We start from the raw sequence: 26,533 nt of genomic DNA, 5'->3' as shown, positions 1-26,533 counted from the left end.
TGCAGCAGAGTGCGTGGAGGCTGAATGAAGCAGCGGCTGTGCCGGAAAAGGAATCATGAATGGAAAGAAAGGAGCAGTGGCATGTCAGGAGGAAGATTTGGAATCCACGGCGGACAGTATATTCCCGAGACGCTGATGAACGCGGTGCTGGAGCTGGAGGAGGCCTACAATCACTATAAAAGGGATCCGGATTTCAACCGGGAGCTTACAGAGCTTTTCAATGAGTACGCCGGAAGGCCGTCGAGGCTTTACTATGCCAGACGGATGACAGAGGATCTGGGAGGAGCGAAAATCTATCTGAAGCGCGAGGATTTAAACCATACGGGCGCCCATAAAATTAATAATGTGCTGGGGCAGGTGCTGCTGGCAAAGAAAATGGGCAAGACGCGTGTGATTGCGGAGACCGGAGCGGGACAGCACGGGGTGGCGACGGCGACGGCGGCTGCTCTGATGGACATGGAATGCGAAGTGTTCATGGGAAAGGAGGATACGGAGCGCCAGGCATTGAATGTATACCGGATGCGGCTTCTGGGCGCGAAGGTGCATGCGGTGGAGAGCGGGACGGCGACACTGAAGGATGCCGTATCAGAGACCATGCGTGAATGGACAAACCGGATCGCGGACACGCATTATGTTCTTGGGTCTGTTATGGGCCCCCATCCGTTTCCTACGATCGTCCGGGATTTCCAGGCTGTAATCTCCAGAGAGATCAAAGAACAGCTGAAGGAAAAGGAGGGGAGGTTGCCGGACGCAGTGCTGGCCTGCGTTGGGGGAGGCTCTAACGCAATCGGAAGCTTTTATCATTTTATAGAGGAGAAGGGAGTGCAGCTGATCGGCTGTGAAGCGGCAGGACGCGGAATAGACACGGCAGAGACGGCGGCGACGATTTCCACGGGAAGGCTTGGGATTTTTCATGGAATGAAGTCATATTTCTGCCAGGATGAATATGGGCAGATTGCACCGGTCTATTCGATTTCCGCAGGCCTGGATTATCCGGGGGTAGGTCCGGAGCACGCGTATCTCCATGACACGGGAAGAGCCGAGTACGTGCCGGTGACGGACAGCGAGGCGGTGGACGCTTTTGAATATCTGTCGCGGACGGAAGGAATCATTCCGGCGATTGAGAGCGCCCATGCGGTGGCTTATGCCAGAAAGCTGGCTCCGTCCATGCGCAGGGATCAGATCCTTGTCATTACCATATCCGGGCGCGGGGATAAGGACTGCGCGGCTATCGCCCGGTACAGAGGGGAGGATATCCATGAATAAAAGAATTGCAGAAGCGTTTGCCCACGGGAAGGCGTTTATCCCGTTTATCACCTGCGGGGATCCGTCCCTGGAAATCACGGAGCAGCTGGTGTATGCCTGCGGGGAGGCGGGCGCGGATCTTGTGGAGCTTGGAATTCCCTTTTCGGATCCGACTGCGGAGGGCCCTGTCATTCAGGCTGCCAATATGCGCGCGCTGTCGGGCGGTACGACTACAGATAAAATCCTTGAGATGGTGGAACGGATTCGGAAGAATACGCAGCTTCCCCTTGCGTTTATGACTTATGCCAATGTAGTTTTTTCTTATCATAAGGGAGACGAAACGGCGGACTCTGGCACAGAGTGTTTTGTAAAGCGGGCTGCGCAGGCCGGTATAGACGGGCTGATTCTGCCGGATGTTCCTTTTGAGGAAAAGGAGGAGTTTGGCGGTGTCTGCCGGAAATACGGAATAGATCTGATTTCTCTGATTGCGCCTACCTCGGAGGACAGAATTGCGCGGATCGCGCGGGAGGCGGAGGGCTTTGTCTACTGTGTATCTTCTCTGGGCGTCACCGGAATGAGGGCGGAGATTACGACGGATGTGGGAGCGATGGTAGGGCTGGTAAAGCAGGAAAAGGATATCCCCTGCGCTGTGGGCTTCGGCATTTCCACTCCGGAGCAGGCGAAGGAGATGGCCGCATGCTCTGACGGCGCTATCGTGGGCTCGGCCATCGTGAGGCTCTGTGAGACCTATGGACGGGACTGCGTGCCGCCGGTCCGGGAATATGTGAGAAAAATGAAGGAGGCTGTAAAGGAACTTTCATGAAACCATGCTGCTTGAGGTGTGTATGCTCTTGCCGGTCCGGGACACCAAATTCTTAATTCTCTGATGACTGCTGGACAGGAAGCGGGTTTAGTGCTATGATAGCGTCAGCGCGGGATGGCGCAGCATTTTTACAGAGCAGGATATTTTCAGACAGAGAAATGAAGTGAGAACAGTATGGTAAAAGCAATATTACGGGCAGTCCTGAAACCCCTGTCCTTTATCCCGGCAATCCTGATGATGTATCTGATCTACAGCTTTTCGGCCCAGGATGGGACGACGTCGGGAAACCTGAGCTATCAGGTCAGCGAAATCATTGTAGAGACGGCAAACGAGGCCTTTGAGCTGAACTGGTCGGCAGAACAGGAGCAGTATTATATAGAGAGAATCCATTATCCGGTGCGGAAGCTGGCTCATATGACAGAATATTTTCTGCTGGCAGTCAGCGTGTCCTTCCCGCTGTATGTCTACAGGGTAAGGGGCATCTGGCTTCTGCTTCTGGCGGGAACGATCTGCGTGGGCTTTGCCTGCCTGGATGAATACCACCAGTCCTTTGTGGCTGGACGCGGGCCTTCAAAGCGGGATGTGATGATAGACAGCATAGGGATCGCCGCAGGAGTCATCCTGGTGCAGATAATCTGCTTTATCGGACGGGTTACCGTATTCCGCCCGCTGAGCAGAAGAAAAAAACGGGCCTGACGGGGGAAGAAGGGGAGTACAGATGGCGGGAATTCAGGAAGTATATGAAATGGTGGTAAAGGGCAAGACAAAGGCGGTGGAGCTGGCGGTTCAGGAGGCCCTTGCGGAGGGCTGCACCCCGGTGGAGATACTGAATGCCGGGATGATAAAGGCCATGGATGAAGTAGGGGCGCAATTTAAAATGGGCGAAATTTTTGTGCCGGAGATGCTGATGTCTGCCCGGGCCATGAAAAAGGGCGTAGAGGTATTGAAGCCCCATCTGGTTACAGGGGCTGTGGGGAGCGCCGGGAAGGCCGTCATTGGAACGGTGGCCGGCGATCTTCACGACATAGGAAAGAACCTCGTGGCGATGATGCTGGAATCCGCCGGCTTCGAGGTTCTGGATCTGGGGGTGGATGTATCCCGGGAAAAATTTGCAAAGACAATTGAAAAGAATCCGGATATCAGCCTGGTCTGCTGTTCGGCTCTGCTTACGACGACACTGCAGGCTTTGCGGGATACCGTCACATATCTGAACAAGGCTGCTTTCCGCAAAAACATTAAAATTATGGTGGGGGGAGCTCCGGTCACCCAGGCCCTGGCGGACGAAATCGGAGCTGACGCCTATACGGAGGATGCGGCGGAATGCGCCCAGAGGGCCAGGGAATTGGTGAGGGAAAACTGAAGAGAGCCTGCCCGGAAGGAACCGGCAGAATTAATTTGCAAAAAATTAAATTTTTGCTGGACAAACGAAAAAGAATGTGATATTATATCTACTGCTGACAGCGAGTGCAGCAGACAATCGGCGTGTGGCTCAGCTTGGTAGAGCGCTACGTTCGGGACGTAGAGGTCGCAGGTTCAAATCCTGTCACGCCGACTTACAGAATAAAGAAAAAAGAATCCTTATGTGTGCCGTAAGGATTCTTTTTTTGCAGTCCGCAGAAAATGGCGGACTGCGCAGAATATACGGAGGTGTATCATGTCACGAAAGACGGCAGTGATAACGGGAGCGTCCCGAGGAATCGGCCTTGCGGCGGCAAAGAGGCTGATTGATGCGGGCTGGCAGGTATATGGGCTCTCCCGCACGGAAGGACCGGATGAGAGGGTGCAGTGGATTCCCTGCGATGTGTCGAATCCCGAAAGTGTAAACGAAGCGCTGGATTCTGCCTGTATGCAGGCGGGACGGCTGGATCTTCTGGTCTGCAACGCGGGCATGGGGATATCCGGGGCCGTGGAATTTACCTCTGAGGAGGATGCGGCGCGCCAGATAGAGGTAAACCTGCTGGGCGCCGTGCGCTGTGCGGGCAGAGCGGCGGGAGCGCTCAGAAAGCAGGGATTTGGAAAAATTATCTTTGTTTCTTCCCTGGCTGCTGTTTTTCCGCTCCCGTTCCAGAGCCTCTATTCTGCGAGCAAGGCGGGGCTGAATGTCTTTTCCGATGCTTTGGGAATTGAGCTGGAGCCCTTTGGCGTACAGACCTGTACCGTGATGCTGAACGATGTGCGGACCGATTTTACAGACAGCCGGAAAAAATCAGTTCGGGGCGATGATATTTACGGCGGCAGAATCCGGGCTTCCGTGGAGAAGATGGAGCGTTCGGAGAGAGAGGGGATGGCGCCGGAACGGGTGGCAGAAGAAATATTCCGGCTGGCAGAAAAGAAGAAGCTGCCGGCGCACCGGATAGTGGGGGTGTCCAGCAAGCTTCTCGGATTTCTGGGCCGGATCCTTCCGACGGATCTGACGCTTCGCATCATCCGTGGAATATACGGCTGATTTTCAGATAAAAATCCGGATTATTGAAAAGCACGTCGTTGGTCTCGTTGGAGAATATGACGAGAAGTCCGCGGCATACCGTGAGCAGCAGGGCGCACAGGACGATCACATAGAGGATGCGGGCTGAACGGGTTCCGTCAAAATGAATCTGCTCCAGTATGAGAAGAAAGGCGCAGAGGCTTAAAGCCAGGCTCAGATCGGATACATAACGGATATGGATGCCGGCAAGCAGAAAGTTGATATAACCGAGAACGAGGATTCCCAGCAGAAGGCAGGCGAGGCTTACCTTTTTCAGGGAATTCTTTTTTTTGTGTGTTCTGGTCAGAAGGACAGGCGCAGCCAGAAAGATGCCAAGATTCAGAGGCATCTGAAAGAGGCCGGCGCTGTATTCCTGGTAAAGGTAGTTTCCGAAATCTGTGCAGCGCTCTGCAGTGAAGCGAAGGAACGGGAAAAACTCTGTGTACACAAAGGATTCCACAAAATAATGGTAAAGCATGGAGCCAAAATGGTGCAGGCTCAAGGACAGTCCGTTCCAGCGGATATCGCTTTCTGTGAGCTGATAGGCAGTTCCGAATTCAAATACAGAATCAAAACGGATATCATTGTAATACATCATGGCGGCTGCTCCGGCCAGAACCGGGATCAGGAACGGGCAGGCGCTTTCCAGAAACCGCTGCCGCCGGCTTAAGCCCTTGTCAAAAAGGATATACAGAAACAGCGGGGCTGCAAAGGCTGCTGCCAGCAGGGCCATATTGGGCCTGGAGAGAACCAGCATCACCAGGGATAGGCCGCAGAGCGCGAAAAGCAGGCTCCGTTTCCAGGCTCCGGAAGCAGCCCCGGATGAAAGCCGGACAGACGCAGTCTGCGGGGCAGGATTCTGCGAGACGGCGGCAGGCGAGAGGGCAGAGGCAGAACGGCAGGCACAGAAGGCGAAGCTTGCCAGGGCCGCAAAGGCTCCGAGCCAGCCGGCCGCTGCCAGCAGCGGCAGATAATAAAAGCTGGAGGAGGAGGCCTGCATCAGATACAGGAAGCTTCCGCAGATGACTGCGGCCTCTCCGATCAGAAAAAGCAGCAGGTTTGCCCGGGGCGCCAGGAGACGCCGGAGCCCCTGAATGGCTGCAAAAATCATTATCACGGCAAACACGGACAGAAGAAAGCCTGCGAAGGCTGTCGTGGGAAGCATGCCGGTCAGCCAGTATACCGGATAGTAGACCATGAAGAGCGGGGCCAGGCCGAAGTAGGAGTAGTACTTTCCGTTATAGTAGGCCCGGTCCCAATGGAAGGAGGCGCCCTTTTTCTCCCGTTCGCCGGTATCATAAGGATTGTCAAGGGCTTCCAGCTCGGGGCTCACATCCAGATCGAGCTCGATCTGGCCCTTTTCAAAGGCGTCGAGCTGCTGCATATAAGCGTCTACGATCATTTCCGGAGAACGGATTTCCTCCAGAGTGGGATAGGGGCGCAGAAGCGTATGTTCGGAATCCTGCGCGTAAAAGACACCTCCGCAGATCAGCAGGCACAGAAGCAGGACGCCTGCGTTCATCAGGCGGTGCGCCGGCCTGTCCGGCTGATAATCTTTCCGGTAAAGGTGGAAATAAAGTGTCAGAAGGAGAAGGGCCAGAACGGCAGCCATAAGGGCGAGGCGCATCCAGCTGACAGCAAGCGGCTGCCGGGCGTTCAGAGTCACCGACAGAAGAAATACAGGCTCTTCCAGCCCGTCCGTAAAATTGATTCGAAGCCTTGACAGGCTGCCGTGGCTGTCAAGCCGCACGGTAAAGGTGTTTTCCGTGCCGCCGGGATTGACCTGAAAGCTGCCTGCGCCTACGGTTTTGTAAGCGCTGGCTTCATCGCAGATGCCGATATTGCCGGACAGGACCGCCGAGGGTCCCGACGTGCGGACTGTTACGCTGCGTACAGGCACAGAAAGCCCGTCAAAAGAAACGGTCGCATTTTCCGGAAGGAGGGGAAGAGCCTCTCCGTTCCATCCGTCCATGGAAGATAAATCTATCTCTGTCTCGGGGTATGTCTCCGGGTCCTGTGTGAAAAAGGAGAAGTGAAACACTCCGATTTCCAGGATAAGAGCCAGAACGCCCGCGGCGATCACCAGAATCGCTGCCTGAGCTGCCTGGGGAGTCCGGCGGAAATGCTGCAGAAGTTTTTTCATAAGCTGATGCCTCCATCTTGCAGGCTGCCTTTCGGGACAGCGCGGCGGCTGTACAGACGCCAGGCCGCGGCAGCCTTAGTCACCTCGATCATAGCAGAGGCGTTATAAGGTGTCAATCGCCAGGATATGCCCGGAGAGAAGAAATTTCGTCTGCTCACAGGCGAAATTTTTCGGGATCGGGCTGCGGGAATTGACAAAACCCTGGAAAAATTTTATGATTAAATCAGAAGAAAAGCCCCTGTGCGGCAGGGCGGCGAGAGCCTCTTTGACGGCGGGGAAAAATAAAAAACGGGAGGTATGCATATGGAGAATTTCGTGATTGCGATAACGAGAACCAGCGGCAGCGGAGCTACTTCCATTGGAAGAATACTTGCAAAAAATCTGGGGGTGGAGCTGTATGATCGGAATCTTCTGAGACTGGCTTCCGACGACAGCGGCATCAGCCAGGAGCTGTTTGCCAGGGCTGATGAGGATCAGAAGCAGAGCCTTCTGTTCCGGGTATCCCAGAAGGTATATAAGGGAGGCGTGATTCCTCCGGAGAGAGAGGATTTCACATCGAACAACAACCTGTTCAACTATCAGGCCAAGGTTCTTCAGGAGCTGGCGGATGTGTCCTCGTATGTGGTCATCGGCCGGGCCGCAGATTACGTGCTGCGGGATAAGCCGAATCTGGTGCGCGTCTTTATCTACGCGTCCAGAGAGAAGTGCATTGAAAAGGAGATGAACCGCCAGAAGATCGACTGGAAGCGGGCGGACAGATTTATTTCCAAGACAGATAAGTACCGCCGCGATTACTACCGCTATTTCACAGGGCAGGAGTGGGAGAACATGCGCAACTACGATCTGTGCATCAACACCACGGCGCTGACCTTTGAGCAGGCGGCGAAGGCCATTGAGGACTTTGCGGCAAATATGCTTGGCTGGAACAGATAAGCCAGGGCGGAAAAACAGGAAAGAACGGCAGGAAAAAGGGGTTGTCCGCAAAGGACGATCCCTTTTTCGATCGCGAAGGCCATGTTTTCAGGCCGCCCCTTTCCCATTCCCGGGAAATATGGTATAATGGCTAAATACAAAAGAGAAAGGAACTGCACGAATGTCGGTAAAACGGGAATTTACTTTTGATTCCGGCGATGGACGGACAAAGATTCATGCGGTGGAATGGAAGCCGGAGAAGGGGGAGATCTGCGGGGTGCTGCAGATTTTCCATGGAATGGTGGAGTTTATAGAGCGTTATGAGGAAACAGCAGAATATCTGACCGAAAGGGGCTTTGTGGTAGTCGGGAACGATCACCTGGGACACGGAAAATCCATTGTCTCGAAGGAGGAGTATGGATTCTTCTGCGAAAACAACGGAAACGCGGTGGTGCTGGGCGATCTGCGCAGGCTTCATGAGAAAACAAGGAAGAAATGGCCGAAGGTTCCATATTATATTCTGGGACACAGCATGGGATCGTTTCTGCTGCGCCAGTACCTCTGTATGTATGGAGATGAGCTGGACGGGGCTGTTATCATGGGCACGGGGACGCAGCCTGCATCGGCGCTGAAGGCAGGGCAGAGGCTCTGCAGCCTGCTGGCAAGGATGCGCGGCTGGCATTACCGCAGTCCTCTGGTTGACAGAATGGCTTTCGGGGGATATAATAAACACTTCCATCCGGCCAGGACAGAAAAGGACTGGCTTACGAAGGATGGGAACAGAGTGGATGCCTATCTGGCTGACGAGCGGTGTACCTTCCGGTTCACGGTGAATGGCTATTATAATCTGTTTGTCAGTATAGAAGAGGCTTCAAAGCAGGAAAATCTGGAAAGGATGCCGAAGGATCTGCCGGTATTGTTTATGTCGGGGGCAGAGGATCCTGTGGGGGGATTCGGAAAGGGAGTAGAGCAGGTGAGAAGGCAGTTTGAGGCTGCAGGCATGACCGATGTCACCTGGATACTCTATGAAAACGACAGGCATGAGATCCTGAATGAGACAGACCGCAGCACGGTTCTGCGCGATCTGTATGCCTGGCTCTATGTGCGGGCTTCTGACCCGCGCCGCGAAAGCAGGAGGAAAATGAAATGCGGAAAATAAGAAAACTGGTATCATTACTTTTGATAGTGACTCTGACACTGAGCCTTGGGATGACTGCCGGAGCTGCTTCAGGCGACCGCCCGATCCTGGCGCTTGGTTCTGATCTGAGTGCAGACCAGCGCGCGACGGTACTGGGACTCCTGGGAGTGAGTGAAGCAGATCTGGAAAATTATGACGTGATTTATGTGACGAACCAGGAGGAGCATCAGTATCTGGACGCGTATTTGAGCTCCAGCGTGATTGGAACGAGAGCGCTGTCCTCTGTTCTGATCCGTCCGGCAGAGGAGGGATCGGGGCTCAACGTCACGACCTACAATATCAGCTATTGTACGATTGATATGTATACGAACGCTTTGCTGACGGCAGGACTGGAGGATGCGGATGTGTATGTGGCGGCACCATCCAATATTTCCGGAACCTCGGCCCTGATCGGAGCGGTCAAGGGATATGCGGATATGACAGGAAGCTCTGTGAATGAGCAGGCGCTGGAGACGGCCGTGAACGAGCTGGTGGTGACGGGAGAGATTGGAGACGTACTGGGAGATTCCGAGACAGCATCCGATATGATTGCTTACATCAAGCAGCAGATTGTTGAGCAGGGAGTAGACAGTGCGGAGGATATCGAGACCATTATCCGGAATGCCATGGAGGAGTTTGACATCAGCCTGTCGGATGAGGATGTGGCAAAGCTGGTAGAGCTGATGGATAAGATCAGCAAGCTGGATATCGATGTGAACGCCCTGGCGCAGCAGGCGTCTCAGCTTTATGAAAAGCTGAAGGGAATGGGGCTTGACCTGGACAACATCGATACAGAGCAGGTGGGTAATTTCATCACGCGGTTTTTTGACAGGATCGTGGATCTGATCAGCAGCCTGTTCGAGTAGAAAAGCACTGGGGGAGCGCAGGTTTATGTATAAGGTACTGCTGGTGGATGACGAGGTCCTGATCCGGGAAGCAATCCGGGAGAACATCCACTGGGAAGAGATGGGGTTTGAACTGATAGCAAGCTGCGAAAACGGGAAGCAAGCGATGGAGGTGATTGAAAGGACGCCTCCAGACCTGGTTCTCACAGATATTTATATGCCTTATGTGGATGGGATCGAGCTGGCCCGTTATATTCATGAGCACTGCCCGGATACGCGGACGGTAATTATCAGCGGCTATGATGAATTTGAATATGCGAAGCAGGCAGTGCGCTATCAGGTGATGGAATATATCCTGAAGCCGGTTACGCCTGCAGAGCTGACGGAGGTTCTGGAGAAGGCCAGAGCCAGTCTTGACGAGGCGCGCGCGAAAAATGAGACGCTGAAAAAGCTGAAGGGGGCCTACCGGAGCAACAGGCCTTTTTTGCGCGGCCGTTTTCTGAACAGCCTTCTTAAGGGCGACGAGCGGACAGAGGATTTGGAAGGAAAAATGCGGGAGCTGGAGGTCTCGCTGCCGGGTTCTGTTTTCAATACTGCGATTGTGGAGGGCGATGATTTGTCGCCCTTTGTCAGCAGGTATCCGGGCGTGCGGGATGAGCTCGCGCTTTTTTCGATCTTTAATATTACCCAGGAGCTGATCGAACAGAAGGGAATGGGCGTCGTCTTTCAGAATATGGAGGAGAAGACGGTCGTGATTTTCTGCGGAAGCACGGAAGAGGAGCTTGAGAAAAATGCGGGGGAATCCCTGGGAGCTGTGCGGAAAACGATCCGGGAGCTTCTGTTTATTGAAACGACGGCAGGAGTGGGAGAGGCGGTTTCACAGCTTTCGAAGCTTTATCAGTCCTATGAAATGGCCCGGGCGGCCCTGGAGCTGAAATGGCTGCTGGGCGGGAACCAGGTGCTGCGTTCCCGTATGCTGAGCGCAGGGAGGAGCACGCCTGTGGACGTCTCCCACTGGGCTGAGCGGGTTTCTCAGGCTGTGAAGGCGGCAAAGCCCGGAGAGATAGAGCAGACGATCCGTGACTTTGCGCAGGTGCTCCGGGAAGCGAGAATCAACAGGAACCGGGCGATTATTTACATGCAGAATCTTCTGCTGACGGTGGTAAATGCGGCGGATCTGGCGGAGGAGCAGGAGAACCGCATCCTGCAGGAGGAAAAGGAGCTGATGAACCGGCTTTATACCTATGAAAGGCTCCGGGATATGGCCACGGATGTGATTGCCATCTGCTGCAGCCTGTCCAGGCTTCTGAATGAACAGCGGGACAGCTACGGAAAGAAGCAGGCGATGCGGGCCCTGGAATATATTGAGCAGAATTATATGAATTCGGATGTGACCCTGAATTCTGTCTGCAGCTACCTTGCCATGAGTACCAGCTATTTCAGCACGCTTTTCAAGACCCACACAGGGGAGACATTCATCGAGGCGCTGACAAAGAAGCGTATGGAGAAAGCAAAGAGTCTTCTGGAAAACACCTCGAAAAGAGCCTATGAGGTGGCGGAGGAGGTGGGATTTTCCGATCCCCATTACTTCAGCGTCTCCTTTAAAAAGGCTACAGGCAAGACCCCTACGGAATACGCGAAGGAGAAACGGAACAGATGAAAAAGAATCTGCTGATGCGCTTTCGGAGCGTCCGCACCTCCATCGTCGTGTCCTTCGGCGCTCTGGTGGCGTTCGCACTGTTTACCTATTTTATCATTTCGCTTCAGTACACACAGAGCACCGTACTGGAAAATTCCACGGAATATACCTCCCAGCTGATCGGTCAGGTCAACAATGACATCGATTCCTACATCAGCTATATGGAAAATATTTCCTTTATCGTAGCGAACAACTCGGACGTGCGGGACTATCTGTTTACGGAAAATCTGACCTGGGAGCGCTCCGGACAGCTGCAGGAGCGGATCGTAACGCTGTTCCAGACGGTTTCCGATACCCGTGAGGATATCACGAACATAGCGCTTCTGCCGGACAGAAGAGAGCCGCTGATCAATGACGGAAGGGCGGAGCTGAATCCATATACGGATATCGCGGAGCTGGAGTGGTATCAGAAGGCCCTGGCAGCGGAAGGCCAGGCGGTGATTTCCACCTCCCATGTACAGAATGCCATAGCCGAGAAATATGACTGGGTTGTAACCTTAAGCCGGAGCATCACAAATAAGGCAAGTCCTGGGGTTCAAGGGGTCTTTTTTGTCGACCTGAATTATAATTCCATCAGTGATCTGTGCGAACGCATCAGCCTGGGCGACCGGGGGTACATCTATATTCTGGATGAGAACGGAGGAATCGTGTACCATCCCCAGCAGCAGCTGATTTACAGCGGGATGAAGGATGAGCTTATTTCAGAGGTTATGGATACAGACACCCCCTCCTTCCTGACGGATGACGGAAGGCTGTACACGGTTTCCCGTTCTGAGGCCACAGGCTGGATCGTGGTGGGCGTTTCCTATGTGTCGGAGCTGATGGCAGGAGCGGACGAAGCGCGGGTCACCTATCTTCTGGTGGCTATGGTGCTGCTTGCCGTTGCCATGCTGCTGGCCTTTGTCCTTTCCGATAAGATTACAAGGCCTATCAAGTCCCTGGAGCTTTCCATGAAGGAGGTAGAGAAGGGAAACTTCTCCCATGTGGCGCTGGAGGTCCGGGAAAACAATGAGATCGGGCGGCTGAGCCGCAATTTCAACACGATGACCCGGGAAATTCAGAATCTGATGGAGCAGAGTGAGAAGGAGCAGCAGGCAAAGCGGAAATATGAGCTGAAGGTGCTTCAGTCTCAGATTAATCCGCATTTTCTTTATAATACGCTGGATTCCATCATCTGGATGGCGGAGTGGGGAAAAAATCAGGAGGTAGTGAAAATGACGTCCTCCCTGGCACGGCTTCTGCGGCGCAGCATCAGCAATGAGCAGGAGGTGGTGACAATTGAGGAAGAGATCGATTACACCGAGGCCTATCTGACCATACAGAAGATGCGCTACCAGGATAAGCTGGAGTATGAGATTGAGGTGGATCCGGATATCCGTAAGGAAGAGACTGTGAAGCTGGTTCTTCAGCCTGTGGTTGAAAACGCGATCTATCATGGAATCAAATACAAGGAAGGCAAGGGCCTGATTCAGATCCGGGGCTTCCGGGAGGAGGGCAGCATCATCCTTCGGGTGCAGGATGATGGAAGAGGGATGGATCAGGATACCCTGGAGCATATTTTTGAAAAGCATGTGCGGGACACAAAATCCAACGGAGTAGGCCTGCAGAACGTCCATGAGCGCATCCGGCTCTATTACGGGACGGCTTATGGCCTGAGCTTCGAAAGCGAGCCGGGAAAAGGGACGACAGTAAGAATCCGGCTTCCGGGAAGAAGGGAGGAGACGGATGAACAGACGTAACCGCAGAATTCTGCTGCTTCTGGCAGCGCTTCTGCTTCTGGCGGCGCTTGCGCTCCTGCTTTTGAGCCTTACGGGGACAAAGAAAAGCCCCTGCCGGATTATCATGATTCAAAAGGCCATGGACGATACGGATTTCTGGACATCCGTATATCAGGGGGGCGAAATGGCGGCTCAGGAGCACGGCGCCGTCCTGACTGTTACCGGGCCGGAGCGGGAACAGGATATTGAACGGCAGAATGAGATGATCCTGGAGGCGATTGCGGAGAAGCCGGACGCAATCGTTCTGGCCCCCGGCAGCAGCAGGGAGACGCTGCCCTATGCGCGCCGGATAGAGGAGGCCGGAATTGAGCTGATTCTCCTGGATTCGACGATGGAAGAGGAAGCGGGAACGGCCGCCGTAGCCACGGACAACTATGAGCTCGGCTATAAAATGGGAAGCTATATGAAGCAGTTTGTGGATGAGGACACTGTGATCGGCATCGTCGGCCATGTGGAGGGAAGCTCTACGGCTCTCGGACGGGAGGCTGGCTTCCGGGCGGGGCTGGGAGACGCCGAGGCCCAGGTAGCGGAAATTGTATTCTGCGATTCTGTGACGGAGAGGGCTTCGGAGCTGACCCGGGAGCTTCTGGAAAAATATCCGGATATGAATATGATTGTAGGCCTCAATGAATATTCTGCCGTGGGGGCGGCCCGGGCTGTGCTGGAGCTGGGGCTGTCTGACCAGATCCGCATGGCAGGCATCGACAGCTCCATAGAGCAGATTCAGCTGCTGGAGGCAGGCGTCTATGAGGCGCTTGCCATTCAGAAGCCGTTTAATATGGGGTACCTGGGCGTGGAAACGGCGGTCCGCGCCGTGCAGGGCGAGGCGGTGGAACAGAGTATTGATTCCGGTTCTGAGCTGATTACAAAGGAGAATATGTATACGGAGGAGAACCAGAAGCTGCTGTTTCCGGTGGCGGAGTAAAATTTTTACCATTTCAAATAAGATTTTCTATTAATTTATTCATAATTTAGACATATAATGTACACAGATTCAGAAACGGACAAGGGGTAAGTCTCCCCCTTCGGCCCTGTTTCTCAAGGATACTGGACGGGACGGGCGTTCGGTCGCCCGGTAACTAGGAGGGAAGAACGTGGATAAGATTAAAGAGAATGCATTCGTGAAAAAGATCGGATTCAACAGTCTGGTGCTGTTCTGCATTCTGATACTGCTGTACATATTATTTGCAGTACTGGTGCCGATCGTGAATCCTGACGCGAACGCTAATTTTGTGACCTGGGCGCATATCTTAAGCGCTATGAACTATGCCTGCTTTATGGGCTTTCTGTCCCTGGGCGTAACCTTTGTTATCGCGACCGGAGGAATCGATTTCTCCATTGGGCCGGTGATGTTCTGCGCAGCGCTGATTGCAGGATACCAGCTCACGATGAACGGATGGCCTCTGGTGCTCTGCCTGGTGCTCTGCATTCTGGTAGGAACCGCATTTGGAACCCTGAACGGACTTCTGGTGACCTATCTTGGACTGCCGTCCTTTATCACCTCCATGGCCAGCATGATGATTGCCAAGGGCCTTGGCTCCGTATTTACGAAGACCCAGCCGGTGAGCTGGCCGCAGCTGACGGATCCCAGCGGAAACGGCTGGTACCGCAATCTGGTCAGGCTGCAGGTGGGAGGCGTTACGCTGCCGACCGGCCTGGTGATTCTTTTGATTGGAGCAGTCATCTGCGCGATCATTCTCAATAAGACAAAAGCGGGACGTTATATTCTGTGTATCGGAAGCAACCGGGAGGCAGTGCGCCTGTCCGGTGTAAATACAAAGGGCTGGGAGACGCTGGCTTATATTCTCTGCGGAACACTGGCAGGTATCGCGGCTATCTTCTATGTGGGAGTTTATACGACCGTTCAGCCGGGCCTGGGCGACACCTTCAATAATGAAGCGATTGCAGGCTGCGTTATGGGCGGGACGTCCATGACCGGAGGAGTAGCTTCCATCGGCGGAACTCTGATTGGAGTGCTGATTATGGCGCTTCTGCAGGAGGGCATTATGACCATGGGCCTGCAGATTAATTATCAGTATATCATCACCGGACTTATCGTTCTGGTAGTAGTATATGCGGACCTGAGAAGCCGCCGCCGGCGCAATTAATCGAAAGGGGGAAGCGAAAAAATGGGCGACGTAATTTTAACCATGAAAGGCATTGACAAATCATTCCCCGGTGTACATGCGCTGGATCATGTAGATCTGGAGGTGCGTAAGGGCGAGGTACATGCGCTGATGGGCGAGAACGGAGCGGGAAAATCCACTCTGATGAAGGTGCTGACCGGTATTTACAGCAAGGATGAAGGAACCATTACTTTTGAAGGAAAGGAAGTGGAGTTTACCAATCCGAGAGAGGCGCAGGATGCAGGAATCGTAATCGTGCATCAGGAGCTGAATATGCTGGGCCATCTGACCGTAGCGCAGAATATCTTTATCGGCCGTGAATTTATGAAGGGGAAATTCATCGACGATAAGAAGATGAACGAGGAGGCCAGAAAGCTGTTTGACCAGCTGGGCATCGATATCGACCCGACGGAGACCATGAGCAGGCTGACCGTAGGTAAGCAGCAGATGTGTGAGATTGCGAAGGCGATTTCCCATGACGCGAAGGTCATCATATTTGACGAGCCGTCAGCGGCCCTGACAGAGGCGGAGATTGAAGAGCTGTTCAAAATCATCCGGGATCTGAGAGAGAGGCAGCTGGGAATCGTATATATCTCCCACCGTATGGATGAAATCAAGGTCATTACAGACCGCGTAACCGTCATGCGTGACGGCGGATATGTGGGAACGCTGATTACGAAGGATTGTACCAAGGAAGATATCATCAACATGATGGTAGGCCGTGTAATTTACGAGGATCCGAAGACAGAGAGCCAGGTGGCAAAGGATGCTCCGGTGGTTCTGAAGGTAGAGCATCTGAATGCAGGCCGTATGGTGCAGGATGTAAGCTTCGAGCTTCGCAAGGGTGAGATTTTAGGCTTCTCCGGGCTGATGGGAGCGGGACGTACCGAGACCATGAGAGCGCTGTTTGGAGCGGATCCCAAGCAGAGCGGAGATATCTATATCAATGGCGAGAAGGTAGATATCAAGACGCCGAGGGATGCGGTAAGCCACGGAATCGGATACCTGTCCGAGGACCGGAAGCGTTTTGGCATTATCGTAGACAAGACGGTGGCTGAAAACTCCACGATGGCTACTCTGGACGAGTATATGAAGGGACTCTTCATAGACAAGAAAAAAGAGAACGAGGTGGCGCAGAAATATGTAGACATCCTTAAGACAAAGACGCCGGGCGTGGATCAGCTGGTAGTAAACCTGTCCGGAGGAAACCAGCAGAAGGTGGTTATCGCCAAGTGGCTGGTAAGGAACTGCGATATCCTGATTTTCGATGAACCAACACGCGGAATCGACGTAGGAGCCAAGAGCGAGATTTATCATCTGATGAACGAGCTGGTGGCGGAAGGAAAGTCCATTATCATGGTTTCCTCAGAGATGACTGAGATACTGCGTATGAGCGACAGGATCGTCGTTATGTGTGAAGGAAGAAAGACTGGAGAGCTCGGAATCGAGGAAGCGACCCAGGAGCGGATCATGCATGCGGCGACGCTTAGGAATTAGGAGGGAGCAGAGCAATGACAAACAAGAAAAAAGGAAATGCATTTACGAACAATCCGATAGTGAGAGCGATTGGCGTGCAGAAAGTCGTCGTTGTACTGGTGCTGATTCTTCTGCTTATCTTCTTCAGTGTGAAGAGCTCGTCATTCTGGACCTACGCTTCGCTGTTAAGTATCATGGATTATACATACTATCTGGCTTTCCTGGGGATCGGCGTAACCTTCTGCCTGATCACGGGAGGCGTAGATCTTTCCATCGGAACAGGAATGTTCTGTTATGCGCTGGCAGGCGGCTATCTGATTACAAAGATGGATATGCCGGTTATCGTAGGAATTCTGGTGACGGTGGGCATGGGAGTTCTGGTAGGATTGGTGAACGGACTGATTGTCTCAAAGGGAGGGCATGCTCCTTTCCTGGCGACGCTGTGTACGATGATGATTGTCCGGGGTCTGGGCGCCATCATTACAGGCGGATCCAGTATCACATGGCCGATTGCAGGCACTCCGGAAGGCTGGACGAGAAATCTTTTCAAGTTCACGCTGCCGTCCGGGACAAAGATTCCGCTGGGCTTTCTCTGGGTGCTGATTGCCGCAGTGGTTATGAGCATTATCCTGAATAAGACACGTCCGGGGCGCTATATCATCGCTATTGGAAGCAATAAAGAGGCGACACGCCTTTCCGGAATCAATGTGGCGAAATACCAGACGCTGGCGTACCTGATCTGCGGCTTCTTCACAGGGCTTGCAGCGCTGGCCTACAGCTCGGCATTCCAGTCCATGACGCCCGGAGGCGGCGGCGGAGTAGAGCTGAACGCCATCGGCGGAGCGATTATCGGAGGAACCTCCATGAGCGGCGGTTCAGGAACCATAGCCGGAACCATCCTTGGAGTATTCATCATGTCGATTCTGCAGACAGGTCTTCCGAAGGTTGGACTTCAGGCAAACTATCAGCAGATTATCATCGGCGTTGTATTGCTGGTGGCAGTATACGTGGATGTCCTGAAGAATAAGAAGCTTTCCTGAATCCGGCGCCCGGAAGGGCAGCGGCGGAAAGCGGCAGGATTTCAGTGATTTCAGTTTAAGATATGTACCGTCAGGCAAGGCGGCTTACATAAAACCCAAAAGGGAGAACAAAGTAAAAGGAGGATTCAAAATGAAAAAGAAACTCTTAGCAGCGCTTATCAGCGTAGCAATGGTAGCAACTCTGCTTGCAGGCTGCGGCGGCGGTGGAGACACCACGACAACAGACACAACAACCGATGCAGCAGCTGAGACCGAGGAGACCACGGATGCGGCTGAGACTGAGGAGACGGCAGATGCGGAAGCGACAACCGACAATTCCGGACTTCATCTGGAGATCGTATCCAAGGGACTTCAGCATGCATACTGGCAGGCAGTTCTGAACGGCGTGAATTCCAAGGCAGAAGAGCTTGGCGTTACTGTAAACTTTGTAGGACCGGACAGTGAGTCCAACATTCAGCAGCAGGTACAGCAGCTGGAGACAGCTCTGAACGCAAATCCGAGCGCAATCGGACTGGCAGCTCTGGATACAAACTCTGTAATGGATCTTCTGCAGACTGCAGTTGATTCCGGAATCCCGATCGTTGGATTCGACTCTGGTGTTCCGGGCGCTCCGGAAGGCGCTATCGTAGCAAACTGCTCTACTGACAACCTGGCAGCAGGCGGAATCGCAGCACAGGAAGTATACAAGCTGATCTCTGACAGAATCGCCAATGCAGAAGGCACTGTTCGTATCGGCGTAGTTGCTCAGGACGCTACTTCTGAGTCCGTTGTAAACCGCGGCCTTGGATTCATCCAGGAGATGGCTTCTCTGGTTGCAGATTCCGGCAAGACAGTTGGTATGGCTTCCGTATCCAACGAGCGTTACGTAACCGACTCCGGCGTTGAAGTAAACGACGAGGCTGACGTGGTTATCGAGGTTCGTGTACCGGCAAGCGTTACTTCCGAGCTTTCCGCAGCAGACGCTTCTGCTATCCTGGAGCAGGAAGACACCATCGCTATCTATGGTTCCAACGAGCACTCTGCAAACGGAATCATCACTGCTAACGAGAACCTGAACAAGTGCGGAACCGGTGAAGGACAGGTTATCGCAGCTGGATTTGACTCTGGTGCAAGTATCATGCAGGCTGTAAGAAGCGGAGTATTCGCAGGCGCTGTTACCCAGGCTCCTGTAGCAATGGGCGAGCAGCTGGTAGAGACTCTGGTTAAGGCTGCAAACGGCGAGACCGTAGAGGATATCGACACCGGATGCCAGTGGTACACAGCTGAGAACATGGACGATCCGGAGATCGCACAGAACCTGTACGAGTAATCGGAACATTCAGTTCACAAAATCTGAAGTAAATACAGAGGGGCGCACCATCCGGTGTGCCCCTTTGATAAGTCTGGCCAGTGGGACAAAAGCGTCTGCAGGGAGCTCTGCAGCCAGGCTGCGCCGGACGGGAATAAGGAGGAGAAGGATATGTTAAAAGGAATTCCGCAGATTTTATCACCGGAGCTTTTGATGGTGCTGTGCGAGATGGGACATGGAGACCGCATTGTGATTTCCGATGGCAATTTCCCGGCTGAGTCGATGGGAAAGGACGCCATCGTGATCCGGTGCGACGGACACGGCGTGCCGGAGCTTCTGGATGCGATTCTGCAGCTGGTGCCCCTTGACACCTATGTGGAAAAGCCGGTGACGCTGATGGAGGTCGTGCCGGGTGACGATGTGGAGACGCCGATCTGGGACACCTATAAGGATATCATCAAAAAGTATGATTCCAGGGGAGACGCCTGCGTAGGAAATATCGAGCGTTTTGCCTTTTATGAGGAAGCGAAGAAGGCATATGCGATCATCGCCACCAGCGAGAAGGCCTTGTACGCAAATATTATGCTTCAGAAGGGCGTAGTGGTATAAAACATCCGGGCCTCCGGGCAAAAGCCTGCGCAGAAGAGGATGGCGCCTTAATAAAAACGAAACAATTTCTTAATATTTTCGGTATTTGGGGGATATGTCTTGCGGCATATCCCTTTTTAGTCTATACTTGGGAACATCGGTACTGAAGAACGCTGGCAGCATGCCTCCTTACGGGCAGGGAAGGCTGCCGGCATGGGATATGCAGGAAGACAGGAAAGGCATTGAGATGAGAGGAAAGGTTTTGGCGGCGCTGCTCGCGCTGAGCTTACTGGCGGGCTGTGCAGCATCAGAGGCTGCGGAGAAGGCCGTGTCAGATGAGGCGCAGGAGGCCTCGTCCGGCGGGGCGGAGGCTGCGGAGGAAGAGGACAGCTCTTCTTTTCAGGAGCTGTTTGAGATACAGGCGGAAGGAATTGATTACCTTTCTGTGGAAGGAATCCATATACCCGAGGGCGTGACGGTAACGATGGTGGGTAAGGATTCGGAGAGCGGCTTCTGGAAGCAGGTTCATGCCGGAGCGGAACAGGCAGTCGAGGATTTGAACACAGCGCTGGGATATACAGGAGACGCGAAGGCAGAGCTGATTTACGATGCTTCAGCTGCAGGGGATGTGGCGGAGCAGATCGATATTATCGATCAGATGCTGGATAAAAATCCGGACGCCCTGATCGTGGGATTTGTAGATATCAATTCAGGAAGGACGCAGCTTGAGCTGGCGGAAAGCAACGGAGTGCCTGTGTTTTCCGTAGATTCTGCAATTGAAAATTCATTGATTGTCAGCACCAGCCAGACAGATAACTATCAGGCCGGAGCAGAGGCTGCCCGGCAGCTGGCCTCTCTGATCGGCGATTCCGGCCAGGCTGCCCTTTTGGTACATAGCTCCGAGACGGAGACAGGCATAGAGCGGGAACGCGGCTTTATCGATGAGATGGAACAGAATCACCCGGATATTGAAATTGTAAACATTTCATACCAGGAGCAGGATGAGAGAAGCGTGGATGACATTGTCGCCGCTGTTTTGTCGGAGTATCCGGATTTGAAGGCGTATCAGGCCATGAACGAGGAGACGACGGAAGCTCTCGTATCAGCCCTTGAGCTGTATGGCCCGGAGGACCGGACTGTCATAGCGGCCGGCTTTGACGCTTCCTCCACAGAGATTGGTGACATTGAAGATGGAAAGCTGGCAGGCGCCATCGTCCAGAATCCGTATGGAATGGGCTACGCGGCAGCCGTAGCGGCCTTCCGCGAGATTGCCCGGATGGAAAATGCTTCTGTCATCGATACAGGCTACTGCTGGATCGACGCCGAAAATCTAAGCGACCCTGCGGTCCAGATGCTGATTTATAAATAAGGTTTACGCTGCGGCCTGGGCCGAACACAGGATACAGAAAACCGGCAGCGTTCGTTTTGCGAATCATTTACGTTAATTTATCCACTTCTTGCGGAATTCGGACGCGCTGATCCCTTCCGACTTCCGGAACTGCTTATTCAAATAGCTGGCGTCATAGAAGCCGCAGCTGCGCGCAATCTCTTCCAGCGTGCAGCCGGAAAACCGGAGGAGCTTTTTCGCATGGGTCAGTCTCTTCGAAATGACATACTGGTTCAGCGTAGTGTGGTAATACTGATGAAATTCCCGGGAAAGATGGTATTTGCTGATAAAGAATTTCTCAGAGAGCTCATCCAGAGAAAATTTTTCTGTATAATGCGTATCAAGATAGCTGCGCACCTCGGCCATTTTTAAATGGCCGGGGTTTTTTTCTTCTTTGGATTCTGTAATGTCCTGGAGCAGAATGGAAAGAATATCTACAATAAGGCGGGAGGAAGCAATTTCGGCCTGAAAATCGGAGGCAGAATTTACGTCCAGCAGGCTGTTCAGCTTTTCCCGCAGCTCCGGAAAGCTCCCCGGTGAAAAGACCGGGAGGCTTGCGGAAGAAAAAAACTGATAGTACTCCCTGGAGGAGGAACCATTGAAGTGGACCCAGATAAGCTCCCAGGGATCGGTATTGCTACTCTGGTGATAGTAGGGCGTCATGCAGTCGATAAAGAAGCAGGAGCCTTCCTTCAGCTGGTAGATCCTGTCGTCGTACATCAGGACACCGCTCCCGGAGAGAACCAGAACGATGAGGTAGGATTCCAGGTTTTTGCGGCGTGCCACATGGCTTTCCTTCAGCTTCAGGTATCCGGTCTCCTGCACATAGAAAAAAGCGGAACGGGCAAAGGCGCTGGGAGTCTGAATTCTGCGGCGGGAGCTTTCTACATAGGAATCCGGGAATCGGTCAAAATAATTATCCATAAAAGTATCTCCTTACTGTGAGTGGTTCTCCATAGAGGAGAAGATGGTCAGGATTTATGAGAGCAATAAAATACCTGTTTTCGGCAATATACTCACTTGTTAATATAAATATACAGATATATACTTGCTAAAGCAACAGATAAATAAAAAAATATAATTACAATAAAATACCATATCGGGAGAAACTGGTACCGGATATGGCGGAAAGGAAAAACGATGTATTACGTTCTGCTGTCAGGGGGCTCTGGAAAAAGGCTGTGGCCGCTGTCGAACGAGGCGCGGCCGAAACAATATCTGAAGGTAGTCAACAAAGAGATGAATTCGATGGAACGCTGTTCCATGCTTCAGCGGGTCTGGGATCAGATGAAGGAAGCAGGAATCTCAAGCCACGCTGTGATCACTGCGGGCGGAGATCAGACGGAGCTGATCAAAAGCCAGGTGAAGGAAGCCAGAATTGCGGTGGAGCCGGGAAGGAGAGACACGTTTGCTGCCGTGCTGCTGAGCTGCTCCTGGCTGTATACGAAGCTGGGCGCAGGGAAAGAGGACTACGCAGCGATCATGCCAGTCGATCCCTACACAGAAGGCTCCTATTTTGAGACAGTGAAGAGCCTGGAGGAGGTAATGATCCGTTCGGGCGCGGAAGTGGGACTGATGGGAGCGGTACCCTCTTATCCCGCTGTGAAATACGGATATATTCTGCCGGGAGAAGCAAGAGACGGCTGGAGAGAGGTGGAGGGCTTTGTGGAAAAGCCAGATGAGGAACAGGCGGAGGAGCTGATGCAGAAGGGCGCGCTCTGGAACTGCGGCGTCTTCTGTGTCCGGATCGGCGATATGCTGGAAAAGGCAGCGGCATACGGCGTTCCGAAGGACTATGAGGGCCTCTGCGCCGCCTATGAGCGCCTTCCCAAAATCAGCTTCGATTATGAGGTGCTGGAAAAGGCGGAAAGGCTGGCCGTGACGGAATTCCGGGGCTACTGGAAGGATCTCGGCACCTGGGATGCGCTGGCAGAGCAGATGAGCACAGACGCCATCGGAAACGTCGTCCTGGACGAGAGCTGTGAAAACACACAGGTAATCAACGAGCTGAAGGCTCCTGCAGTCGTAATGGGAGCCAGAGATCTGGTGGTTGTGGCTTCTCAGGATGGGATTCTGGTGGCGGACAAGAGCATGAGTGCAAAGGTAAAGGAAGCTGCGGCGGCCTTCACCTCCCGGCCGATGTTTGAGGAACGCCGCTGGGGAACGCTGGAGACGCTGGACAGCTCCGAATACCAGGGACTTTCTACGCTGACCCGCAAGATTCATATCTATGATGGAATGACCTCCAGCTATCATTACCACAAAGACCGTGACGAGATTTGGACGGTTCTTTCCGGAACGGGAGAGCTGATTCTGGAGGGGACTAAGATTCCTTTGAGCTCTGGAAAGGCTGTCTGCATCCGGAAAAATCAGCGCCATGCGGTCAAGGCCTTTCAGGATTTTGAATATATAGAGATCCATGTGGGAACAAGTACCGGAAGCGACGATATCAACCGGATTACGTTTGACTGGGATGAAATTGAGCTGAGCCATATATTATAGGGATAACGGAGGAAAACAGAATATGAAAAAGACAGCGCTGATCACAGGAATCACAGGACAGGACGGCTCCTATCTGGCGGAGCTTCTGCTGGAAAAGGGGTATGAGGTCTATGGACTGTTCCGCCGGGGCTCGACTAACACGGCGGAGCGCATCGCGCATCTGCTGGAGGAAAGAGAAAAAAAGGGAGACGGCCTTCATCTGGTCTACGGCGATATGACAGATTCGATGAATCTGGTGAGGCTGATGCTGGAGATCCGGCCGGATGAGGTCTACAATCTGGCTGCTCAATCCCATGTGGCAGTTTCATTTGAGGAGCCGGAATACACGGCGAATGCAGACGGAATCGGAGTGCTGCGCGTCCTGGAGGCCGTGCGGATCGCGGGGCTTGCAAAGACCACGCGGATCTATCAGGCGTCTACGTCAGAGCTTTTTGGAAAGGTAGAGGAGATTCCGCAGAGGGAGACGACGCCGTTTCATCCCCGGTCGCCTTATGCGGTGGCAAAGCTCTATGGCTACTGGATTACAAAGCATTACCGGGAAGCCTACGGGATGTACGCGGTAAACGGGATTCTTTTTAACCATGAGTCAGAGCGGCGGGGAGAGACCTTTGTGACCAGGAAAATCACGCTGGCAGCAGCAAACATTGCGGCAGGGCGCCAGGAAAAGCTGCTGCTTGGAAATCTGGACGCCAAACGCGACTGGGGCTATGCGAAGGATTATGTGGAGTGCATGTGGATGATTTTACAGCATGACACGCCGGAGGATTTTGTAATTGCCACAGGGGAGACGCGCACAGTCAGAGAATTTGCAGAGGCGGCCTTTGCCCATGCGGGAATGCAGCTTCGCTGGGAAGGAGAGGGCGTAAGGGAAAAGGGGATCGACCAGGCTACAGGAAGGACACTGGTGGAGGTGTCTCCGGAATTTTTCCGGCCCGCCGAGGTGGATCTGCTGCTGGGGGACCCGTCAAAGGCCAGGGAGCTTCTGGGATGGAATCCGAGAAAAACCTCCTTTGAGGAGCTTGTAAAAATCATGGTAGAGCATGATATGGAGCTGGTCAGAAGGGGCGGCGCAGCCGGCGTATTGAAGTAAAATGTCCGTTTACAGGCGGAAAAGAGAAACGAATACAGGAAAGAAGGATGAAAATGGAACAGGCAGTGCAGAAATCTATGGAACAGAGCTGTGCGGCAGAGCCGCTGGATCGGAATAAAAAAATCTACGTGGCAGGACATAAGGGCCTGGTCGGCTCCGCACTCGTGCGGCGGCTGGAGCAGGACGGCTTTCGGAATATTATCACAAGAACCCATGCGGAGCTTGACCTGACCCGCCAGGCGGATGTGGAGGCCTTTTTTGAACAGGAAAAGCCGGATTATGTCATATTGGCGGCAGCTAAGGTGGGCGGGATCTATGCCAACGATACCTACCCGGCAGATTTCATCATGAAGAATCTTCAGATAGAGTGCAATGTGATTGACGCGGCTTTTCAGAATCAGGTGAAGAAGCTTCTGTTTCTCGGAAGCTCCTGCATCTATCCGAGAGACTGTCCGCAGCCGATCAGGGAGGAATACCTGCTCTCAGGCTATCTGGAAAAGACAAACGAGGCGTATGCGCTGGCCAAAATTGCGGGACTTAAAATGTGCGCCTATTACAACAGGCAGTACGGAACGCACTATATCAGCGTGATGCCCTGCAACCTGTACGGAATCAACGACAATTTCGGGCTGGAGAACTCCCATGTCCTTCCGGCCCTGATGAGAAAATTTCATGAGGCGAAGAAAAACGGAGCGCCGTCAGTCACAGTCTGGGGAAGCGGCACGCCTCTGCGGGAGTTTCTGAACGTGGACGATCTGGCGGATGCCTGCCTTTATCTGATGGACCATTATGACGGAAACGATTTCTTTAACGTGGGCTATGGAAAAGAGGTTACGATTCTGGAGCTGGCCCAGCTGATAAAGAAGGTTACGGGATACGCAGGAGAAATCGTTCTCGATCCTTCAAAGCCGGACGGAACGCCCCGGAAGCTCACGGATATCAGCCGCCTCCGGGCTGTGGGCTGGGAGCCGCGGATTGATTTGGAAACGGGGCTTAGGAGAACCTATGAATGGTTCTGCGAGAGATATGAGACAGGGGAGTTTGCCGAGAGATAGGGCGGAAGGTCAGATGAAAGCAGAAGCAGAGAAGAGGCCGGGGCCGGTGAAGCTTGAGCCTGTGAGGAAGGAGTATATCTGGGGAACGGAGGACTGGATGCTGTCCTGGCTGCAGGAGGGGCTGGAGGATTGTCCGCTCCTGATCAAAATCATCCGTGCCAGAGAGGCCCTGTCCGTACAGGTGCATCCGGGCGATGAGTTTGCACGGACGGAGGAAGGAAAAAACGGAAAGACGGAAATGTGGTATGTGCTGGACTGTGAGCCCGGCGCATATCTTTATTATGGGCTGAAGCACAGAATTTCACCGCAGGAATTCCGCAAACGGATTCAGAACCAGACCATTCTGGAGGTCTGCCGGAAGGTGCCTGTCAAGAAGGGTGACGTATTCTATATTCCGGCAGGGCTTCTGCATGCCATCGGGGCAGGAATCACTGTCGCTGAGATACAGCAGAGCTCAGATGTGACCTACCGGGTGTACGACTACAACAGAGAAGACCAGGAGCACAGAAAGCGCGAGCTGCATATCCGAAAGGCTGAGCAGGTGGCCGGCTTCGTGCCGCCCTTGGCCGGGCATCATCCCATGGGGCCCAGAATTCAAAAAAACGGATATTCCAGAACTTTATTAGTGCAATGTCCATATTTTGTGGTACAATTATACAGAATAGAGAAAAGCTTTGAGGGAGATACGCTGCAGGGCTTTCTGTCTCTGCTCGTGCTGGAAGGAGAAGGTGTGCTTACAGGAGGGGGACAGAGGCTGGAGCTTAAGGCCGGGGACAGCGTGTACCTTCCGAAGGGCATGGAAGCTTATCGGGCAGAAGGAAATCTGCAGCTGCTCATTTCATCCGGAGGCCTGCGGCAAAAGCGGGAGACGGACGGAAGCCCTGGTATTATATGA

The 26,533-nt window shown here is 53.3% G+C and carries 23 protein-coding genes and 1 tRNA gene; 22 read left to right on the top strand and 2 right to left on the bottom strand.

Annotated features, from left to right (window positions below):
• Positions 1 to 81: 81 nt before the first annotated feature.
• The 6 genes from trpB (at position 82) to B5E77_RS04410 (ending at position 4,514) form a co-directional block, all read left to right on the top strand.
• Positions 82 to 1,266, top strand: a complete 1,185-nt coding sequence (gene trpB, locus B5E77_RS04435) for a tryptophan synthase subunit beta (RefSeq protein ID WP_087164263.1) — start codon at positions 82 to 84, stop codon at positions 1,264 to 1,266.
• A complete protein-coding gene (gene trpA / locus B5E77_RS04430) occupies positions 1,259 to 2,068 on the top strand; it encodes a tryptophan synthase subunit alpha (protein ID WP_087164169.1) in 810 nt (269 codons plus the stop codon). The genes trpB and trpA overlap by 8 nt, the downstream gene beginning before the upstream one ends.
• 174 nt (positions 2,069 to 2,242) lie before the next feature.
• A complete protein-coding gene (locus B5E77_RS04425; RefSeq protein WP_087164168.1) occupies positions 2,243 to 2,764 on the top strand; it encodes a VanZ family protein in 522 nt (173 codons plus the stop codon).
• A gap of 22 nt (positions 2,765 to 2,786) precedes the next feature.
• Positions 2,787 to 3,428 carry a corrinoid protein gene (locus B5E77_RS04420; protein WP_087164167.1) on the top strand — a complete coding sequence of 214 codons (642 nt, stop codon included), beginning with the start codon at positions 2,787 to 2,789 and terminating at the stop codon, positions 3,426 to 3,428.
• A 118-nt stretch (positions 3,429 to 3,546) separates the two neighbouring features.
• A tRNA-Pro gene (locus B5E77_RS04415) sits at positions 3,547 to 3,620 on the top strand.
• 102 nt (positions 3,621 to 3,722) lie between these two features.
• Positions 3,723 to 4,514 carry an SDR family NAD(P)-dependent oxidoreductase gene (locus B5E77_RS04410; protein WP_087164166.1) on the top strand — a complete coding sequence of 264 codons (792 nt, stop codon included), beginning with the start codon at positions 3,723 to 3,725 and terminating at the stop codon, positions 4,512 to 4,514.
• Here the strand turns inward: B5E77_RS04410 and B5E77_RS04405 are convergent.
• Complete coding sequence (locus tag B5E77_RS04405) at positions 4,492 to 6,675, bottom strand: hypothetical protein (protein WP_087164165.1); 2,184 nt, start codon at positions 6,673 to 6,675, stop codon at positions 4,492 to 4,494. The genes B5E77_RS04410 and B5E77_RS04405 overlap by 23 nt on opposite strands.
• A 303-nt stretch (positions 6,676 to 6,978) precedes the next feature.
• On the opposite strand from B5E77_RS04405, the gene B5E77_RS04395 reads away from it, so the two are divergent.
• The 12 genes from B5E77_RS04395 to B5E77_RS04340 all read left to right on the top strand — a co-directional run bounded on the left by B5E77_RS04395 (position 6,979) and on the right by B5E77_RS04340 (position 20,973).
• Positions 6,979 to 7,608, top strand: coding sequence for a cytidylate kinase-like family protein (locus B5E77_RS04395; RefSeq protein WP_087164163.1), 630 nt, complete (start codon positions 6,979 to 6,981; stop codon positions 7,606 to 7,608).
• Between the two features lie 160 nt (positions 7,609 to 7,768).
• A complete protein-coding gene (locus tag B5E77_RS04390) occupies positions 7,769 to 8,746 on the top strand; it encodes an alpha/beta fold hydrolase (protein WP_087164162.1) in 978 nt (325 codons plus the stop codon).
• Positions 8,734 to 9,630: a DUF1002 domain-containing protein gene (locus B5E77_RS04385; protein ID WP_087164161.1), complete on the top strand. Its 897-nt coding sequence runs from the start codon at positions 8,734 to 8,736 to the stop codon at positions 9,628 to 9,630. Before B5E77_RS04390 ends, B5E77_RS04385 begins: the two co-directional genes overlap by 13 nt.
• A 25-nt stretch (positions 9,631 to 9,655) precedes the next feature.
• Complete coding sequence (locus B5E77_RS04380; RefSeq protein WP_087164160.1) at positions 9,656 to 11,269, top strand: response regulator; 1,614 nt, start codon at positions 9,656 to 9,658, stop codon at positions 11,267 to 11,269.
• On the top strand, positions 11,266 to 13,047 hold the full coding sequence (locus B5E77_RS04375) for a cache domain-containing sensor histidine kinase (RefSeq protein ID WP_087164159.1): 1,782 nt from the start codon (positions 11,266 to 11,268) through the stop codon (positions 13,045 to 13,047). The genes B5E77_RS04380 and B5E77_RS04375 overlap by 4 nt, the downstream gene beginning before the upstream one ends.
• Positions 13,034 to 14,011, top strand: a complete 978-nt coding sequence (locus B5E77_RS04370) for a substrate-binding domain-containing protein (protein ID WP_087164158.1) — start codon at positions 13,034 to 13,036, stop codon at positions 14,009 to 14,011. The genes B5E77_RS04375 and B5E77_RS04370 overlap by 14 nt, the downstream gene beginning before the upstream one ends.
• 169 nt (positions 14,012 to 14,180) lie before the next feature.
• Complete coding sequence (locus tag B5E77_RS04365) at positions 14,181 to 15,194, top strand: ABC transporter permease (protein ID WP_087164157.1); 1,014 nt, start codon at positions 14,181 to 14,183, stop codon at positions 15,192 to 15,194.
• Positions 15,195 to 15,215: 21 nt separating this feature from the next.
• Complete coding sequence (locus tag B5E77_RS04360; protein WP_087164156.1) at positions 15,216 to 16,709, top strand: sugar ABC transporter ATP-binding protein; 1,494 nt, start codon at positions 15,216 to 15,218, stop codon at positions 16,707 to 16,709.
• A 14-nt stretch (positions 16,710 to 16,723) separates the two neighbouring features.
• Positions 16,724 to 17,728, top strand: a complete 1,005-nt coding sequence (locus tag B5E77_RS04355; RefSeq protein WP_087164155.1) for an ABC transporter permease — start codon at positions 16,724 to 16,726, stop codon at positions 17,726 to 17,728.
• Positions 17,729 to 17,858: 130 nt separating this feature from the next.
• A complete protein-coding gene (locus tag B5E77_RS04350) occupies positions 17,859 to 19,037 on the top strand; it encodes a substrate-binding domain-containing protein (protein WP_087164154.1) in 1,179 nt (392 codons plus the stop codon).
• A 150-nt stretch (positions 19,038 to 19,187) separates the two neighbouring features.
• Positions 19,188 to 19,625 carry an RbsD/FucU family protein gene (locus B5E77_RS04345; RefSeq protein WP_087164262.1) on the top strand — a complete coding sequence of 146 codons (438 nt, stop codon included), beginning with the start codon at positions 19,188 to 19,190 and terminating at the stop codon, positions 19,623 to 19,625.
• Between the two features lie 226 nt (positions 19,626 to 19,851).
• A complete protein-coding gene (locus B5E77_RS04340; protein ID WP_162609640.1) occupies positions 19,852 to 20,973 on the top strand; it encodes an ABC transporter substrate-binding protein in 1,122 nt (373 codons plus the stop codon).
• A 72-nt stretch (positions 20,974 to 21,045) separates the two neighbouring features.
• Here the strand turns inward: B5E77_RS04340 and B5E77_RS04335 are convergent, their stop codons facing one another.
• Positions 21,046 to 21,915, bottom strand: coding sequence for a helix-turn-helix transcriptional regulator (locus B5E77_RS04335; RefSeq protein WP_087164152.1), 870 nt, complete (start codon positions 21,913 to 21,915; stop codon positions 21,046 to 21,048).
• Positions 21,916 to 22,131: 216 nt separating this feature from the next.
• Between B5E77_RS04335 and B5E77_RS04330 the strand changes: the two genes are divergently transcribed.
• The 4 genes from B5E77_RS04330 to B5E77_RS04315 are packed head-to-tail and all read left to right on the top strand — an operon-like array spanning position 22,132 to position 26,533.
• Positions 22,132 to 23,493, top strand: coding sequence for a sugar phosphate nucleotidyltransferase (locus B5E77_RS04330; protein WP_087164151.1), 1,362 nt, complete (start codon positions 22,132 to 22,134; stop codon positions 23,491 to 23,493).
• Between the two features lie 22 nt (positions 23,494 to 23,515).
• Positions 23,516 to 24,583 carry a GDP-mannose 4,6-dehydratase gene (gene gmd, locus B5E77_RS04325; protein WP_087164150.1) on the top strand — a complete coding sequence of 356 codons (1,068 nt, stop codon included), beginning with the start codon at positions 23,516 to 23,518 and terminating at the stop codon, positions 24,581 to 24,583.
• A 47-nt stretch (positions 24,584 to 24,630) separates the two neighbouring features.
• A complete protein-coding gene (locus B5E77_RS04320; protein ID WP_330394617.1) occupies positions 24,631 to 25,638 on the top strand; it encodes a GDP-L-fucose synthase in 1,008 nt (335 codons plus the stop codon).
• Positions 25,639 to 25,651: 13 nt separating this feature from the next.
• Positions 25,652 to 26,533, top strand: coding sequence for a class I mannose-6-phosphate isomerase (locus tag B5E77_RS04315; RefSeq protein ID WP_143468577.1), 882 nt, complete (start codon positions 25,652 to 25,654; stop codon positions 26,531 to 26,533).

The organism is Lachnoclostridium sp. An131, assembly GCF_002160825.1.
Taxonomy (GTDB): domain Bacteria; phylum Bacillota; class Clostridia; order Lachnospirales; family Lachnospiraceae; genus Laedolimicola.
The sequence above is the reverse complement of the archived record's forward strand: the minus strand, read 5'-3'. Positions and strand labels throughout refer to the sequence as shown.